Below are 15,918 nucleotides of genomic sequence, written 5' to 3' on the forward strand. Positions count from 1 at the left end.
TCGGGAGCGGGCCCCTATGTGGCACCACGCCGGGCGGCCGTCCACCTCAAGAACGCTTCACACGTTTAAGCGGACAGTAACGAGACAACAACTGAGCGTAAGCATCAGATCACGAAAGTCTCTCAGAGCTCCAAAACCCGCATCACCCAGCCGACACCCGCCCGCCCGAAATCGACTGGAGTTTGTCATGTCCCTGGCACACCAGCCCCATCAAGACCACACCGGCGAAGAACACGGCCAGACGATCGACGACCAGGCCGCGCCGTACGTCAGGACCGCCGCGGCGGTGCTGGACGCGGCCGCCGTCCGCAACCAGGTGTTCACCGTGGTACGCCTGCGCGAGGGATACGACCTCGCCGAGGTGGACGCCTTCCTCGCCCAGGTGGAGACGTCTCTCGGGGTGCTCCTGCGCGAGAACGCCGAACTGCGCACCCGAAGCCGGTCCCCCGGGGATGCCCAGTCGAGGGCCGATTCGGCCCGGATCGTGGCCCTGGCGCAGGAGACGGCCGGCCGCGCCATCGCCTCCGCCCACAAGGAGGCCGAACGCATCGTGCAGCAGGCCCGCGACCGGGCCGAGGCGGTGATGAACGAGGCCCTCGACCAGGTGGCGCGAGAACGTGAGGCCCTGAGTCTCAGCCGGCAGGACCTGGAGAGCCGGCTCGACTCCCTCAACCGATCGGTCGGCGACTACCGCGACCGTGTGGCGGACACGTTGCAGGCCCAGATGACGCAGCTCAGCTCGCTGCTGGCGGACCTGACCGAGATGGACGCCGACTGGCAGCAGCCTCTCGCCGGGACCGCACCGCCGGCCGCGTCGGACCCCGACACCCAGCCTTTCGACCCGCCCGGCGACGGCGTTCAACCCGGCAGTAGGAGCTGACCCGTGCACACAACGACATGGACATCGGCCATCGGCCCCGTGCTCGAAGGCCGCAGGCCCGGTGCCGAGGCGTGGCTCGGCGTGGGTCTGGTCTCACTGTCCACGCTGGGCGGAGCGTGGCTGGCCCGCCGCACCTCGCAACGGATGACCGTGTGGCTGACCGTCGCCTCGGCGATGATGCTGGTCAGCGCGCTGACCGATCTCCTTCCCGACGCCTGGCAGGACGCCGCCGAATACGGAGTCCCCCTGTGGATCGTCGGCGCCTCCATCGCCTTCGGCTTTCTGGCCATCACCTATTTCACCCGCAAGGGCCACGGGCACGGCAATGCCAAGCCCATGACGTACGGCAGGCACGCTCCCGGCCTGCACCGCCGGGTCAAGGAAGTGGTGGGCGCCGCCCTGTTCGGCGGGATGGGCGCCGCGACGGCCCTGACCGTGCACCGTGCCGTCGAGGGAGCGACCCTGGCGCTGGCCGCCTCGGCCGTCGTGGTCATCGCGTTGATGGTGCACTCCGCGAGCGAGGGTCTGGCGCTGGCCGCGCTGCTCGACATGGCGCGGCAGCGGTTGTGGCCCTGGTTGGTGGTCTCGGCCGTCAGTCCCGCCATCGGCGTCGTCATCGCCGAGGTGAGCCCCATCCCGGGCCAGGCGGTGCCGATCCTGCTCGGCTCCGTGGCCGGGGTGTTGTTGCGCACCGCCATCGTGGGCTTCCGCCTGGCGGCCCGCCACGAGGGCGAGGGCCGCCTGCCCAGACGCCAGCTGGTCGTCGCCGGGGCGCTGGCGGCCACGGTGGCCGCCGGTCTCGGCACCCTCCAGTGGGTCAACGCACCTCTCGAAACCCACGAAATGCCGGAAAGCCTCCGTACGAACGAAAGATCGGAAAGCCTCGGCACGACGACGACCCGCCCGACTCGACCGGCCTACGAGCCGCACGCGCGCATCAGCCCCAAGCCCACCCCGTCGCCGACAGTGCGCAAACGACGGCCACATCCGCACCGTTCCGAGCCGGGCGCCCGGAGGGAGTGAGCCATCCGTCCACCGTCACCGTCGGCGGCTCGGGTGCTGGAAATCGGTGGGTTCCTGAGGGCAAGCTCCGAATGATTCAGATCGGCGGGTTGAGGCGGGCGAAGCCCTCCTGGCGCCGGTACGGGAAGTACGGGTAGGCGGCCGTGGTGGTGCTGACCGCGTCGAGCCTGGCCACCTGGTCGCGGGTGAGGTGCCAGCCGATCGCGCCGAGGTTCTCGCGCAGTTGCTCCTCGTTGCGGGCGCCGATGATGACCGAGGAGACGGTCGGGCGCTGGAGCAGCCAGTTCAGCGCGACCTGCGGGACGGACCTGCCCGTCTCCTTGGCGATCTCGTCCAGGGCGTCGACCACCGTGTACAGGTGCTCATCGTCGACCGGGGGGCCGAAGGCGGCGGTCCGGTGCAGCCTGCTGCCCTCGGGGAGCGGGTGGCCGCGCCGGATCCGGCCGGTGAGGCGGCCCCAGCCGAGCGGGCTCCACACCAGCGCGCCGACGCCCTGGTCGAGGCCGAGCGGCAACAGCTCCCACTCGTAGTCGCGGCCGACCAGGGAGTAGTAGACCTGGTGGGCCACGTAACGCGGGTAGCCGTACCGCTCTGAGGTGGCGAGCGACTTCATGAGCTGCCAGCCGGAGAAGTTCGACACCCCGACGTAGCGCAGCTTGCCGGCCCTGACCAGGTCGTCGAGCGTGGACAACACCTCCTCCACCGGGGTCGCCGCGTCGAAGGCGTGCAGCTGGAACAGGTCGATGTGGCCGGTGCCCAGTCGGCGCAGCGCGTCGTCCACCACCTTGATCAGCCGGGATCGCGAGGTGCCCGCGCCGTCCGGGCCGTCGCCCATGGGCAGCCCGGCCTTGGTCGAGATGAGCACCCGGTCCCGGCGTCCCTTGATCGCCTCGCCCAGCACCTGCTCGGACGCGCCGTCGGAGTAGACGTCGGCGGTGTCGAACATGGTGACCCCCGCGTCGAGCGAGATGTCCACCAGCCGCCTGGCCTCCGCCACGTCGGTGGTGCCCCAAGCGCCGAACAACTCGCCCTTACCCGCGAACGTCCCCGCGCCGAAACTCAACGCCGGAACCTTGAGCCCGGACGCCCCCAATTGCCGATATTCCATGACTTGCTCCTTAACGGGTCAATCATTCCGTTAAGGAGCATAGCTTACTAACGGGACTATCGTTCCGTTACTGGCGTGAGCCCCAGCTCGCGCATGACGAACGCAAGTACATCCCGGTCATCGAGCACGCGATGCGGCAGTTCCGGCCGGCGGTGTACCTGGGGGTGCGTGATGAGGGTTTCATGGTCGGGCTGGTCTGAGTCAGAACAGCTGGGCGAGCTTCAGGAACAGCTCGTACACGCCGTACGCGAAGGGCAGCCCGACCCAGGCCCACGCCAGCGCCATCAGACCGGCATGCCGGTTCATCGCACCTGTCCCTTCTCCGCCACCGGCGCCGCGCGCCGCTCGTGGTACCTGTCGTGCACCGGCCGGATCAGCTCGTTGGCGAGGAAGCCCACCGCGAGCAGCCCGATCATGATGAACAGCGACGTCGTGTAGAGGTCGGGCCCGGACCGCCCGGCGGCCTTCTGCGAGTCGGCGATCGCGTTGATGATCAGCGGACCCAGCACGCCCGCGGTGGACCAGGCGGTGAGCAGGCGGCCGTGGATCGCGCCGACCTGGTAGGTGCCGAACAGATCCTTAAGGTAGGCCGGAACCGTCGCGAACCCGCCGCCGTAGAAGGACAGGATCCCCAGCGCGCACACGATGAACAGCGGCTTGGAGTTGTCCCCCAGCAGCGCGATCGCGAGGTAGAGCAGCGCGCCGACGCCCAGGTAGACGCGGTACATGTTCTTGCGCCCGATCAGGTCGGAGGTGGACGACCAGACGAACCGGCCGGTCATGTTCGCCAGTGACAGCAGCGCGACGAAGCCCGCCGCCGCTCCCACCGCGACCGGCGTGGCCGTACCGGAGAAGAAGTCCCTGATCATCGGCGCGGCCTTCTCCAGGATCCCGATGCCCGCGGTGACGTTGCAGCACAGCACCACCCACAGGAAGTAGAACTGCGGGGTGCGGATCGCGTTGCTCGCGGAGACGTCGGCCGTGGTGATCAGCGGCCGGGCCGCGACGGCGGGCGGCTGCCAGCCCTTCGGCGTCCAGCCGTCCGGCGGCACCCGTACGAGCAGCACTCCCATGGACATGAAGACCGCGTAGACCACGCCGTGTACGAGGAAGGTCGTGGCGATCCCGGTCGTACTCGTGCCGAACGAGTCCAGCATCTGCGCCGACCACGGCGAGGCGATGAGCGCTCCGCCGCCGAACCCCATGATCGCGATGCCGGTGGCCATGCCCGGCCGGTCGGGGAACCACTTGATCAACGTGGACACCGGCGAGATGTAGCCGATGCCCAGCCCGATCCCGCCGACGAATCCGTAGCCGAGCACGACCAGCCAGTACTGCCGCGTGGCCACCCCCAGCGCGGACAGCAGGAAGCCGGAGGAGAAGCAGGTCATCGACACGAACATGGCCCACCGCGGCCCGTTGCGCTCCACGAGCGTGCCGCCGAAGGCCGCCGACAGGCCGAGCATGACGATGCCGAGCTGGAACGGCAGGGCGCTCTGGGTGCCGGAAAGCCCGAGTGCGGACTCGAGCGGGGGTTTGAAGACGCTCCACGCGTAGGCCTGCCCGATCGCCAGGTGCACCGACAGAGCCGCGGGCGGCACCAGCCACCGGCTCCAGGTGGGCGCCGCCACGGTACGGGAGCGGCTGAGGAATCCTGCGGGACTCACGAACCTCGTACTGTCTGCCACGTGTCACGGGTACCACATACGGTATGCAGTATCTGGGATGCTAGCGATCTTTACGGTAAGCGGTCAGATCTTGTCGACGAACGGCGCCCGCAGGTCAGAGGCGCACCATGGGCAGGAAAACCTGGTCGACCAGCTCGACCAGGGCCTCGTCGGAGATGTCCGCGCTCTTGATCTCCTCTGTAGACGGTCTACCATCTTCAGTATCCGGTATGGAGCTGATCGAATGGTTGATCTCCAGAAACCACCACTCGAAGAGGCCATCCGCCTGGAGGCGGTCTACAAGGCGTTCGTGCCGCGGGGCCGCTCCGCGCAGCCGCTGCTCGCCCTGGAGGACGTGACCTTCGGCGCGCGTCCCGGCGAGTTCATCAGCCTGGTCGGCCCGTCCGGCTGCGGCAAGTCCACCGTGCTCAACCTGCTCGCCGGGCTGATCCAGCCGTCCGCCGGGCAGGTCGTCTACCAGGACAGGCCGGTCTCCGGGGTGAACACCGACGTCGGCTACATCACCCAGGACGACAACCTGCTGCCGTGGCGCTCGATGTTACGCAACGTGGAATACGGCCTCGAGCTGCGCCGCGTGCCCAAGGACGAGCGCCGCCGGCGCGCCAGGGAGTTCATCCAGCTCGTCGGGCTCGGCGGCTTCGAGGACCACTACCCGCACGAGTTGTCCGGCGGCATGCGCAAGCGGGCCGGCATCGTGCGCACGCTCGCCTACGACAGCGACGTCGTCCTCATGGACGAGCCGTTCGGCCCGCTCGACGCGCAGACGCGGGTCATCCTGCAGGACGAGCTGCTCAAGCTGTGGGAGCTGCGCCGCCCCACGGTCCTGTTCGTCACCCACGACCTCGTCGAGGCCATCGCGCTCAGCGACCGGATCCTCACGTTCACCTGCACGCCGGGCCGCATCAAGCGCGAGTACGAGGTGGGCCTGCCGCGCCCCAGGGACGTCTTCCACATCCACGACCTGCCGCAGTTCAGGCAACTCTACGACGCGTTGTGGGACGACATCCGCATGGAGATCGCGGCGACATGACCCTGTCCAAAGCGTCCAAAGCTTGGAGCTCGGCGGGAGTTCTCGCCGAGGCCGCCGCCCGCGACCGCGCCGCCGCGGCCCGCGAGCGGCTGCGGGTGCGCGGCGGGATCGTGCTGCTCGGCGCCGCGCTGCTGCTGTTCTGGGAGTACGGCCTCGGCCTGATCGTCGAACGCCGGTACGTCAGCAGCCCGTCCGAGGTCGCGGCCCGGCTGGCGGACCTGGCACTCGACGGCCGGCTGTGGGGCCACATCGGTGTCACCCTGGCCGAGGCGGGCGCCGGTTATCTCATCGGCATCGCGGTGGGGCTCGCCGCGGCGCTGCTCCTGGTGGCCGTGCCCGTGCTGGACGAGATCGCCGGGCCGTTCCTGGCCGCTTTCTACTCGATCCCGAAGATCGCGCTGGCGCCGATGTTCATCATGTGGTTCGGGCTCGGGTTGCTGCCGAAGGTCCTGCTGGCCGCGCTGATGGTGTTCCTGATCGTGCTGGCCAACACGATGGCCGGGGTGCGCGGCATCAGTCCGGGACTGGTGGAGGTCTCGCGGGTGCTCGGGGCGCGCGGGGCGACGCTCGTCCGTACCATCGTGCTGCCCGGGGCCGCGCCCGCGGTCGTGGCGAGCGTCCGGCTGACGTTCTCGCGGGCCATGGTGGGCGCGATCCTGGGCGAGTTCATCGCCGCGACGCAGGGGCTCGGCTTCCTCATCGTGCGCTCGTCGCGCCAGTTCGAGACCGCGACCGTCTTCGCCGGGATCGTCGTCGTGGCCGCGCTGGTCATGCTGGTCAACGCCGCGATCCGGGCCGTCGAGGCGCGGGCGCTGCCGTGGAGCACGGAGAGGCCGCGCGGATGAGCGATCCCAGTGAGCAGATCGGTGAGCAGGTCCTGGACCGGGTGCGGCGGCGCGGGGCGCGGCGGAGGCAGGGACGGCGGGCGGTCGTGTGGGTGGGCAGGGTCGGCATCGCCGTCGGCGCCATCGTCGTCTGGGACCTCGTCTCCGGCACCCTCGTGCGGCCCTTCTTCGTCAGCACCCCGCAGGCCGTGGCCGAGCGGTTGCTCGACTGGTTCGGCTCGGCCGACTTCTGGTTCCACGCGCGGTTCACGCTCACCTCGAGCGGGCTGGGGTTCCTCATCGGAGCGGCGCTCGGGGTCGTGCTGGCCTGGCCGCTGGCGTTGCGGCGGGTGGCATACCGGGTGGTGGAGCCGTACTTCCTCATCGCGTACTCGATTCCGGCGGTGGCGCTGGGGCCGGTGTTCATCCTCTGGTTCGGGATCGGGCTGGCGCCGAAGATCGTGCTGGCCGCGTACTTCGTGTTCTTCGTGGTCTTCGTCAACACCGTCGAGGGCATCAGGCAGGTGCCGCAGGGGCTGCTCGACGTCACCCGCGTCATGGGCGGCAGCCGGTGGGCGACGATGCGGTCCGTGTTGTTGCCGGGCGCGCTGCCGTACATCCTCGCGGCCCTGCGCATCACCCTGCCCGCCGCGATGATCGGCGCGGTGGTCGGTGAGTTCATCGCGTCCAACCGCGGCATCGGCTACCTGACCAGGGCGGCGGCCGGGCGCTACCAGACGGCGGGGGTCATCGCGGGGACGATCGTGCTGGCCGCGATCGTCCTGCTCCTGTCCATGTCCCTGCGGCCCCTGTCCCGCGTGTTGCGCTGGCGGCCGGAGGTCAGGCTCCGCGGCGGCGACACCCTGTGATCTGAGGAGGTCGATATGAGGAGGGCCAGGTTAGCGGCGATCGGCGCGCTTCTGCTGGCGGCGAGCGGCTGCGCGGGCGGGGGGGACGCGGGTGCGCCGAAGAAGATCACGATCGCGTCCGCGCCGAACGTGTTCCTGTCGGCGTTGTACGTCGCCAAGGACGACGGCCTGTTCGCCAAGGAAGGGCTCACGGTCGAGATCGTGGAGGTGGAGAGCGGCAACGACAGCGTGGCCGCGCTGGCCTCGGGCCAGGCCCAGTACGCCGACATCGGGTTCGAGGACCTCGCCGAGCTGAACAAAGCAGGCGACGACTCGGTTGTCATGGCACACGACATCCTGAACCGGGTGACCCTTACGCTCGTCATGCGCAAGGAGGTGGCCGACAGCAAGAAGGTGACCGCGGCCTCGCCCCTGAAGGATCGGCTGAGCGCGCTCAAGGGCCTCAAGATCGGCATCACCTCGCCGGGCTCCCCCACCGACACGTACATGCGCTACTACCTGGGCTCCGTCGGCCTCGACCCGGAGCGCGACGTCGAGATCGTGCCGCTCGGCGGCGGCTCCGCGCTGCTGGCCGCGCTGGAGAAGGGCCAGATCGACGCCTACCACCTATCGCCGCCGACGCCGTACGTCGCCGCGGAGAAGGGCTTCGGCGTGGTCCTCATCGACGGGCCCAAGGGCGAGGTGCCGGAGCTCGACAAGTTCGACTACACCGCCTGGGCGACGTCGCGGCAGTGGGCCCAGGACAACGCCGCCACCGCGGCCGCCTTCAGCCGCGTGCTCACACAGGCGACCAGGAAGGTCAAGGAACAGCCGGACGCGGTGGCCGGCCAGATCCTGGACGACCTCGGCAGCACCGACAAGGCCACGGTGCTGCGCACGGTCCGGGCGATGTCCTCCGCGCTGTCCGACAAGGGCTGCTTCGACGGTGCGGTCGTCCAGCGCACACTCGACGTCATGCTCAGACTCAAGATCCTCGAGGACAAGGCGGACGCGGCCGAGGGCCGCCTGTGGACCAACGACTACAACGGCTGCTGAAGGAGCACGATGCGCATCATCCGGTACGACGCGGAAGGCACGGTCCGATGGGGGGTGCTCGACCCCGACGGCACGGTCCGCGCGGCCGACGGCGACCCCTACTCCGGCGGGCTGCGCCCCGGCGCCCCCGCGGGAACCCTCGACGGGGTACGGCTGCGCGCCCCCGCCACCCCGAGCAAGATCGTCTGCGTGGGCCGCAACTACGCCGACCACGCGGCCGAGTTCGGCAACCCGGTGCCCAAGGAGCCGCTGATCTTCCTCAAGCCGCCGTCCTCGATCGTCGGGCCCGGCGACGAGGTGGTCTACCCGTCGTTGTCGGGGCGGCTCGACCCCGAGGCCGAGCTCGTCGTCGTGATCGGCCGCCCGGGCCGCCGCGTTCCGGCCGAGGACGCCATGTCCATCGTGTACGGCTACACCATCGGTAACGACGTCACCGCCCGCGACCTGCAGAAGAGCGACCCGCAGTGGACGCGCGGCAAGGGCTTCGACACCTTCTGCCCGCTCGGGCCGTGGGTGGACACCGAGTTCGACCCCTCGGACGTACGAGTGACCTGCACGGTGAGCGGCGAGCTGCGCCAGGACGGCCGCACGCGCGACTTCCTCTTCGACATCCCCACCCTCATCGCCTACGTCTCGGCCTTCTCCCGGCTGGAGCCCGGCGACGTCATCATGACGGGCACACCGCCCGGCGTGCGCCCGGTCAAGCCCGGCGACACGATCACGGTGGCCGTCGAAGGGCTCGGCGAACTCACCAATCCGGTGGTGGCCGAAACGCCGTGACATCGGGCGGCGTCCATCGAGTCCTGCATCGTGCACCATATAGTTGCTGGTGTGACGACCGTCGTGCTCAAGCCCGGCCCGCCCGCGCGCACCGCGCACGCCTTCGTCTACGAGACGCTGCGACGGGCGATCCTCGGCGGCGACCTGCCGACCGGTTGCCGTCTCGTGCAGGCCGACATCGCCGCCCAGCTCAAGGTCAGCACCACCCCCGTCCGCGAGGCGCTGCGCGACCTCGCGGGCGAGGGCCTGGTCAGGATCGACGCGCACAAGGGCGCGATCATCCGCGAGCTCGACATGTCCGAGGTCCAGGAGATCTACGAGCTGCGCCGCATGCTGGAGCCCGTGTCGATCCGCAAGGCCGTGGGCCGTGCCACGGACGAGGAGGTGGAGCGGGCCACCCGGTTGCAGCAGCTCATGGAGGAGGAGCGCGACCCCGGGCAGTGGGTGGAGCTCAACCGGCGGTTCCACGCCGTGCTCACCGACGCGGCGCGTTCGCCCCGCCTGTGCGCGATACTCACAGGCCTGCGCGACGGCGCCGCCGTCTACGTCGGCCTGTCCATCCGCGGGCAGGAGGGCACGCGCATGCGGGAGGCCAACCGCGACCACCGCGACCTCGTGACCGCCTTCAGGAAGCGGCAGCCGGAGACCGCGGTGGAGATCGTGTTGCGGCACCTCAACTCGACCATGGCCGCGATCGAGCGCCTCGACAGTCCTTAGGTGGGCTGGGCCTCGTCGTACTCGACCGCGTAGTCCTGGTGCGAGCGGTCCTTCAGCGCGACCGCGGCGACCACGCTGATCAGGGCGCAGATCGCCATGTAGACGGCGATGGCGAACGAGCTCTGGTAGGTGGCGAGCAACCAGACGGCGATCAGTGGCGCCGGCCCGCCCGCCGTCACCGAGGCCAGCTGGTAGCCGAGCGAGGCGCCGCTGTAGCGCAGCCGGCCGGTGAAGCTCTCGGCGATGAACGTGGCCTGCGGGCCGTACTGGATGTCGTGGATGGGCGCGGCCAGCACGATCGCCAGGAAGACCAGCGCGGGCGCGCGGGTGTCCAGCAGCGGCCAGTAGACGAACGACCAGACCGCCATGGCGAGGGCGCCCACGATGTAGAGGCGTCTGCGGCCCCAGATGTCGGAGATGTAGCCCCAGAACGGCACGGTGAACAGCGAGACGATGCCCGCGACGATGACGTACAGGTAGACGTCGCTCGCCTGGAAGCCCAGGGTCTTGGTGGCGTAGGTCAGGATGAAGACGGTGAAGATGTAGAACGGCGCCTGCTGCCCGGTGCGGAGCAGCGCGCTGAGCACGATCTCCCGCCAGTTCCTGACGATGACCTCGCGCACGGGGACGCGCTCGACCCGGTTCTCCGCCAGGACCTTGGTGAAGACCGGCGTCTCCAGGATGCCGAGCCTGATGTAGAGGCCGATCGCCGCCATCACGATGCTGAGCAGGAACGGGATGCGCCAGCCCCAGTAGGGGTCGAGCGGCTGGAACACCTGCAGGGCCAGATAGCCGAGCACGAGGCCGACGGGGACGCCGAACTGCGGCCAGCTGCCGAGGAAGCCGCGCCGCCCGCCGCGCGACTTGCCCCACTCGGTGGCGAGCAGCACCGACCCGCCCCATTCGCCGCCGACGCTGATGCCCTGGAGCAGGCGCAGGACAGTCAGCAGGATGCCGCCCCAGATGCCGATCTGGTCGTAAGTGGGCACCAGGCCGACGAGTGCGGTGGCGATGCCCATGCTCAGCAGGGTGATGATCAGGGTGGCCTTGCGGCCGATGCGGTCGCCGTAGTGGCCGAAGATCGCCGCGCCGATCGGGCGGGCGGCGAATCCGCCGAAGTAGGTGCCGAGGGCCAGCAGGAGACCCGTCGTCGGGTCGTTCGTCGGGAAGAACAGCCCCGCGAAGATCGTGCTGGCGGCGAAGCCGTACAGGAAGAAGTCGTACCATTCGATCGAGGTCCCCACGGCGGAGGCGATCACCGCCCGGACCAGCTGCCGTCTCTTCTGCTCACCTGTCGCGTCGAGTCGCTGCTGCTCAACCATCTACCGCTCCTCGGTAGGTCGCGCCTTTCCCGCGACGGTACATGATGCATCATCGACGGTCACCAGGCTGAGACCAGCTGTGTGAAGCCGAGACGCCGGTACCAGCCGGGGATGGCATCCGCTAACGTCGCACTCGGCCACCGGGGTGGTATTCAGTGGATCTGCTCCGAATGTCGTAATGCGCGGAAAGGACCCCATGCCGCTCTCCCCCGGCCCTTTCACCGGCCGTACCGTTACCGGCCTCGCCCAGGACCTGCGCGAGGGGCGGACCAGCTCGACCGAGCTGGTCAAGCAGGCACTCGACGCCATCGCCGAGCTCGATCCGCAGCTCAACGCGTTCGTGACCGTGGACGCCGACGGGGCGCTGGCCGCGGCGCGGCGGGCGGACGACGAACTGGCCGGCGGCGTCGACCGCGGCCCGCTGCACGGCGTGCCGGTCGGGGTGAAGGATCTCATCGAGGTCGCAGGGCTCCCGGCGACCATGGGGTCACGGCACTTCGCCGATCATCTCCCGGACGCCGACGCCGAGTGCGTGACGCGGTTACGCCGCGCCGGAGCCGTCATCGTCGGCAAGACCACGACGCACGAGTTCGCGTACGGTCCCACCGGCGACCGCTCCGCCACCGGCCCGTCGCGCAACCCCTGGGACCCGGCGCGCATGACGGGCGGCTCCAGCGGCGGCAGTGCGGCCGCCGTGGCGGCGGGCATGGTGCCGCTGGCGCTGGGCACGGACACGGGCGGCTCCGTCCGCATCCCGGCCGCTCTGTGCGGGATCGCCGGGTTCAAGCCCGCTTACGGGGCGATCCCGGCGGACGGCGTCTTCCCCCTGTCGCGCACGCTCGACCACGTCGGCGTGCTCGCGGGTGACGAACGCGACTGCCTGCTCGCCTACCGCTGCCTGACCTCGGCCCAGCTCCGGGAGGACACCGCCCCGGCGCGGGTGGCCTGGCTGGATCCCGCCGGACTGTTCGCGGGCGACTCGCGGGTGGCGAGCACCGTGCGCGCGGTGTCAGGGGTTGAGGAGGAGGTCCGGCTGCCTGCTGGGGTCGCCGAGACGTTGCGGGAGACGTACGCGGTGATCCAGAGTTGCGAGACGGCGGCCGTGCACGCCACCCGTCTGGCGGAGGCGCACGGGTTGTTCGACCCGGAGGTCCTCGAACGCCTGCGGGTCGCCGCGGAGTTGCCCGGCTGGCGGTACGTCCAGGCCATGGACGAGCGGCCGCGGCTGGCCGAAGCGGTCAGCACGTTGTTCGACGGCCATGACGTCATCGCGCTGCCGGCCGTGCCGCTCACCGCTCCCCTGCTCCAGCAGCGCGAGACCGAGCTGAACGGCGAGCCGGTGGCCGTGCGCGCCGCCCTGCTCGCGCTGACCAGCCCGTGGAACGTGCTCGGCCTCCCCGCGCTGACCGTGCCCGCCGGAACAGTGGACGACCTGCCGGTCGGGCTGCAACTCGTCTGCCGCCCGGGCCGCGAGCTCCTACTCTTCGAGGCCGCCACCGCCCGCCGATCCTGACGCCCTGCTCACACCGGGTCGAGCCGGAAGGGCGGCGCTGCCGTGTTCACTTCCGGTCGAGTTGCTCGTGCAGGTGGCGGGCCGTGCGGACGAAACCGCTCGACCCCTTGCGTGCGGCGATCCCCGCGACCACGGGGATCGTCCCGCGTGCGTCCGCCCAGGTGGCGGCCTCGACGGCGAACGTTAGCGCCTGGGTGTGGGCGGAGTGCGCCCGTTCGCCCGGCCCCGGCAGGAAGACGGGCAGCAGGCCGGTCATGATCTCCCAGACCTCCCGGTGTGCGCCCTTCCTCGCGCAGTCCTCCAGCGCCGACCGCACCTGGCCCACCTTGATCTCGGTCCTGCGCAGGGCCAGGCCGAGCTGTCTCCCGCACTCCACAGCGGGCAGGCAGCCCCTGGCGGCGGCCCGCAGCAGCAGCTCGTGGCCGCGTTCGGCCGACTGGAACCAGCCGCGCTCGGCCAGCAGCCAGCCGATCAGCAGCGCCAGCCCTTCGCCCACGGGTCCGTCCTGGTAGTACAGCTCGGTCACGTACTGGTGGAAGTAGCCAGACCGTTCCCAGCCGTAGAACAGGTGCGGCAGGAAGTGCATGGCCACCGCCTCCCGGTCGGAGGGCAGCAGGAGCCGCCAGGTCGGCATGTAGCCGCCGTGCTCCTCCCAACGAGAGGACGGCGGGTCGGACAGGAGCGCGTCGACCAGCGCCAGCCCCGTCGGCTCCATCCGGATGCGCGGGTGCAGCCGGGGACTGTGCTCTCCCGGCTGGTGGTCGTGGGTGTAGTCGCCGTTGCCGTGGGACCAGTCCACGCGCATCGCGGGCTCGGGACGTTCCTTCAGCCAGCTCGCCAGCGTGGCGCCCGCCTCGGAGGCCAGCCGTCCGGCGCGGGCCGTCACGTCAGGGTCCACCTCGCGCGGCACGCGCAGCAGCGCCTGCCCCAGGTCGGCGGGCAGTGCCGCCACGCCCGCCCGCTCGTAGCCCTCCAGGCGGGTGACCAGCTCGGCCGGGTCGAGGTGGCCGGAGGTGAGGGTCGGGGTGGCCAGCAGGTACGGGGGCAGCGTCCCGGCCTTCAGCGCGGCATGGATCTCGGCGCAGCGCAGCAGCATGGCCCAGTGCGGCGGCGAGACGGAGCGCTGGTTGGGCAGCCGGTCACGCGGCTGCTCCGGCTCCTTCCGCGGAGATCTCCGGCTGCTGTACATCTTCACCAAGCCGACGATCTCCCCTTCGGCCGGCGAGCCCGCCGCGGAGTGCTCGTTGTCGCGAAAGGGAAGGCCCAGCGCGGAGAGACTCGCGCCGAGGTTGTCGCGCATGCCCGGGGTCAGGTGGGCGACGCCGGCCTCGAAATCACCCTCGTTGCTGCGGGCGAGAACGCGTTTGGGGTGCCCTGGCTCGGGGACGGGCGGCTCCTGGCCGGGGTCGGCGTCCTCCCGCAGCAGCGCCTCGGTCCATTGTTCGAGATGCGGCCATTCGCGCAGCTCGTAGAGCTTGGTCTGGCCTGGCGGGGACTCCCTGGCCCCGGGGTCGCGGACGAAGCCGTCGAGCCAGCGTTCGAAGGCGAAGTCGTGGTGGAGATGGTTGTAGGTGCCGGCCAGGTTGCCGATCGCCGGGGGGAACGGCTCGTGGGCGGGCGCCTCGAATGATGGGAGCGGGACGGCCTCGAACGCCTCGGTCTCCACCGGCGATACGCCCACCTCGCCGTACGCCTGCGACAGCCGCGCCGCCAGGTCCGCGGGCAGGACGCTCGCCGCCTCTCGCACGGCCTCGGCGCCGACGGGCGAAAAGCGACGTGCGTGCCTGACGGCCAGGCGGACCGAGCGCTCCTGGACCTCGTACGACTCGCACAGGAACGCCGACGCGAGCGCGGGCGCCAGGTGGTCGAGGTCGTCACCGGCGTCGCGGGCGGCCTGGTCGAGCCAGCTCAGGCCGGCGCGCACCAGCTTGCCCTCGGCGCGGAACAGCAGCGCCGTCACCGCCTCGTTGACCTCCTCACCGCTCAGCCCGCCTCCACCGCTCTCGGCCGTTTCGCCTGCCGGCTTGCCTATGCGGCGCAGTTGGCGGAGGGCCAGCTCGGCCACCGGGCCCGGTGCGGCGGACAGCAGCCGCAGGTAGTCGCGGGAGCGCTCCGGACTGGGCGCCGGATCGAGCAGGTCGTGCAGGCGAGCGAAGAAGCGCAGGTCGGTGGCGCTGCCGCCGCGCAGGAACCGGCGTACGCAGCCGTCCACCAGCAGCTCCCGGCCGACCTTGCCCGCGTCGGCCAGGTCGCGCAGGGAGCGCTGCCAGGAATGCCGGTTCGCGGCGCACTCCGGCAGGTCGAGCCGGTCGTCGCGCAGCACCCGGCCCACGCCCTCCGCCTCGAAGATCCGCGGCACCAGGTGCTCGGCCAGCGGGTCGTGCTCCAGGTCGGGCGGGGTGGACACCCAGGCGACCACGAGCGGCTCATGCTCGGGCGGGACGGCTCCGGTGCGGCGCAGCAACTCCAGCGCCAGGGCCGCGCTGTCGTCCCTGGCCTGCGCCCGGGTGCCGCGCAGGCGCCGTGCCAGGCGTACGGCGAGGTCGGCCTGCCACTCGGGCGGGCGCGCGGCGATGACCCGCAGCAGCGGATCGGGGTCGATCACCGCCCCCCAGCGGGCGAAGTCGCGCCGGTAGAGCCACGTGGTCACCGCCGCCGCACCGCCCAGCGTGCCCGCGCCCGCGACCCGCATGGGCTCGATCCAGTTGTCGCGCCGCCCCCAATCGGCCCGGTGTGCGTAGTGATAGTGGTTGCCCCCCGTCCACCACCTCTCGTGCGCGTCGTCGATGGAGGCGCCCCTGGCCATCTCGACCCGGACGAACTCCTCCCTGGCCCGCTCCTCGGCCGCGTTGGCCTCGGCCTCCTGCCGGTCGTAGCGTTCGTGGGCCGTCTTTCTGGCTGTGCCGATGTGGCCGGGCAGCTCGTGGGCCACCTCACGGCGCCCCGTCTCGTCGAGCCGCAGCACCTCGTCCGCCACCCGCGAGGCGTCGCCGCTGTCGATGGCCTCCCGCACGCTCTCCCAGCCGCTCACACGATCGCCTCCGCCAGGCCGTGGGGGGAGAGCGCGGCTGTCGGCAGGGGGTGCGGCGTGGGAACGCTCGGCTGTCGTCATGCGAAGGACACTAGAGA

14 protein-coding genes are annotated in these 15,918 nt (G+C 70.7%); 9 read left to right on the forward strand and 5 right to left on the reverse strand.

Features of this window, described 5'->3' with window-relative positions:
* Positions 1-187 precede the first annotated feature (187 nt).
* Positions 188-880: a DivIVA domain-containing protein gene (locus ACFLIM_RS14055; RefSeq protein ID WP_393165233.1), complete on the forward strand. Its 693-nt coding sequence runs from the start codon at positions 188-190 to the stop codon at positions 878-880.
* 3 nt (positions 881-883) lie between these two features.
* Entirely contained in the window at positions 884-1,903 is a 1,020-nt protein-coding gene (locus ACFLIM_RS14060) for a hypothetical protein (RefSeq protein ID WP_393165235.1), read from the forward strand.
* A 76-nt stretch (positions 1,904-1,979) separates the two neighbouring features.
* On the opposite strand, the gene ACFLIM_RS14065 is transcribed toward ACFLIM_RS14060, so the two are convergent.
* The 3 genes from ACFLIM_RS14065 to ACFLIM_RS14070 all read right to left on the reverse strand — a co-directional run bounded on the left by ACFLIM_RS14065 (position 1,980) and on the right by ACFLIM_RS14070 (position 4,678).
* Positions 1,980-3,011, reverse strand: a complete 1,032-nt coding sequence (locus ACFLIM_RS14065; protein ID WP_393165237.1) for an aldo/keto reductase — start codon at positions 3,009-3,011, stop codon at positions 1,980-1,982.
* Between the two features lie 201 nt (positions 3,012-3,212).
* Positions 3,213-3,317: an MFS transporter small subunit gene (locus ACFLIM_RS50360; RefSeq protein WP_449291472.1), complete on the reverse strand. Its 105-nt coding sequence runs from the start codon at positions 3,315-3,317 to the stop codon at positions 3,213-3,215.
* Positions 3,314-4,678 carry an L-lactate MFS transporter gene (locus ACFLIM_RS14070; protein ID WP_393165238.1) on the reverse strand — a complete coding sequence of 455 codons (1,365 nt, stop codon included), beginning with the start codon at positions 4,676-4,678 and terminating at the stop codon, positions 3,314-3,316. Before ACFLIM_RS14070 ends, ACFLIM_RS50360 begins: the two co-directional genes overlap by 4 nt.
* A 244-nt stretch (positions 4,679-4,922) precedes the next feature.
* Between ACFLIM_RS14070 and ACFLIM_RS14075 the strand changes: the two genes are divergently transcribed.
* Genes ACFLIM_RS14075 through ACFLIM_RS14100 form a run of 6 tightly spaced genes read left to right on the forward strand, consistent with a single transcriptional unit; the run spans position 4,923 to position 9,954 of the window.
* On the forward strand, positions 4,923-5,729 hold the full coding sequence (locus ACFLIM_RS14075; RefSeq protein WP_393165240.1) for an ABC transporter ATP-binding protein: 807 nt from the start codon (positions 4,923-4,925) through the stop codon (positions 5,727-5,729).
* Positions 5,726-6,574, forward strand: coding sequence for an ABC transporter permease (locus tag ACFLIM_RS14080; protein WP_393165241.1), 849 nt, complete (start codon positions 5,726-5,728; stop codon positions 6,572-6,574). The genes ACFLIM_RS14075 and ACFLIM_RS14080 overlap by 4 nt, the downstream gene beginning before the upstream one ends.
* A complete protein-coding gene (locus tag ACFLIM_RS14085; RefSeq protein ID WP_393165242.1) occupies positions 6,571-7,422 on the forward strand; it encodes an ABC transporter permease in 852 nt (283 codons plus the stop codon). The genes ACFLIM_RS14080 and ACFLIM_RS14085 overlap by 4 nt, the downstream gene beginning before the upstream one ends.
* A gap of 15 nt (positions 7,423-7,437) precedes the next feature.
* Positions 7,438-8,457: an ABC transporter substrate-binding protein gene (locus ACFLIM_RS14090; protein WP_393165244.1), complete on the forward strand. Its 1,020-nt coding sequence runs from the start codon at positions 7,438-7,440 to the stop codon at positions 8,455-8,457.
* A gap of 9 nt (positions 8,458-8,466) precedes the next feature.
* Entirely contained in the window at positions 8,467-9,237 is a 771-nt protein-coding gene (locus tag ACFLIM_RS14095) for a fumarylacetoacetate hydrolase family protein (protein ID WP_393165245.1), read from the forward strand.
* Positions 9,238-9,288: 51 nt separating this feature from the next.
* Positions 9,289-9,954, forward strand: a complete 666-nt coding sequence (locus ACFLIM_RS14100) for a GntR family transcriptional regulator (protein WP_393165246.1) — start codon at positions 9,289-9,291, stop codon at positions 9,952-9,954.
* Here the strand turns inward: ACFLIM_RS14100 and ACFLIM_RS14105 are convergent.
* Positions 9,951-11,276 carry an MFS transporter gene (locus ACFLIM_RS14105; protein ID WP_393165247.1) on the reverse strand — a complete coding sequence of 442 codons (1,326 nt, stop codon included), beginning with the start codon at positions 11,274-11,276 and terminating at the stop codon, positions 9,951-9,953. The genes ACFLIM_RS14100 and ACFLIM_RS14105 overlap by 4 nt on opposite strands.
* Positions 11,277-11,454: 178 nt before the next feature.
* Here ACFLIM_RS14105 and ACFLIM_RS14110 point away from each other — a divergent pair, with 178 nt between their 5' ends.
* Positions 11,455-12,789 carry an amidase gene (locus ACFLIM_RS14110; RefSeq protein ID WP_393165249.1) on the forward strand — a complete coding sequence of 445 codons (1,335 nt, stop codon included), beginning with the start codon at positions 11,455-11,457 and terminating at the stop codon, positions 12,787-12,789.
* Between the two features lie 46 nt (positions 12,790-12,835).
* Here the strand turns inward: ACFLIM_RS14110 and ACFLIM_RS14115 are convergent, their stop codons facing one another.
* A complete protein-coding gene (locus ACFLIM_RS14115) occupies positions 12,836-15,820 on the reverse strand; it encodes a DUF7824 domain-containing protein (protein ID WP_393165251.1) in 2,985 nt (994 codons plus the stop codon).
* Between the last annotated feature and the right edge of the window lie 98 nt (positions 15,821-15,918).

The sequence above is a fragment of the Nonomuraea marmarensis genome (genome assembly GCF_043197025.1).
Lineage (GTDB): Bacteria > Actinomycetota > Actinomycetes > Streptosporangiales > Streptosporangiaceae > Nonomuraea > Nonomuraea marmarensis.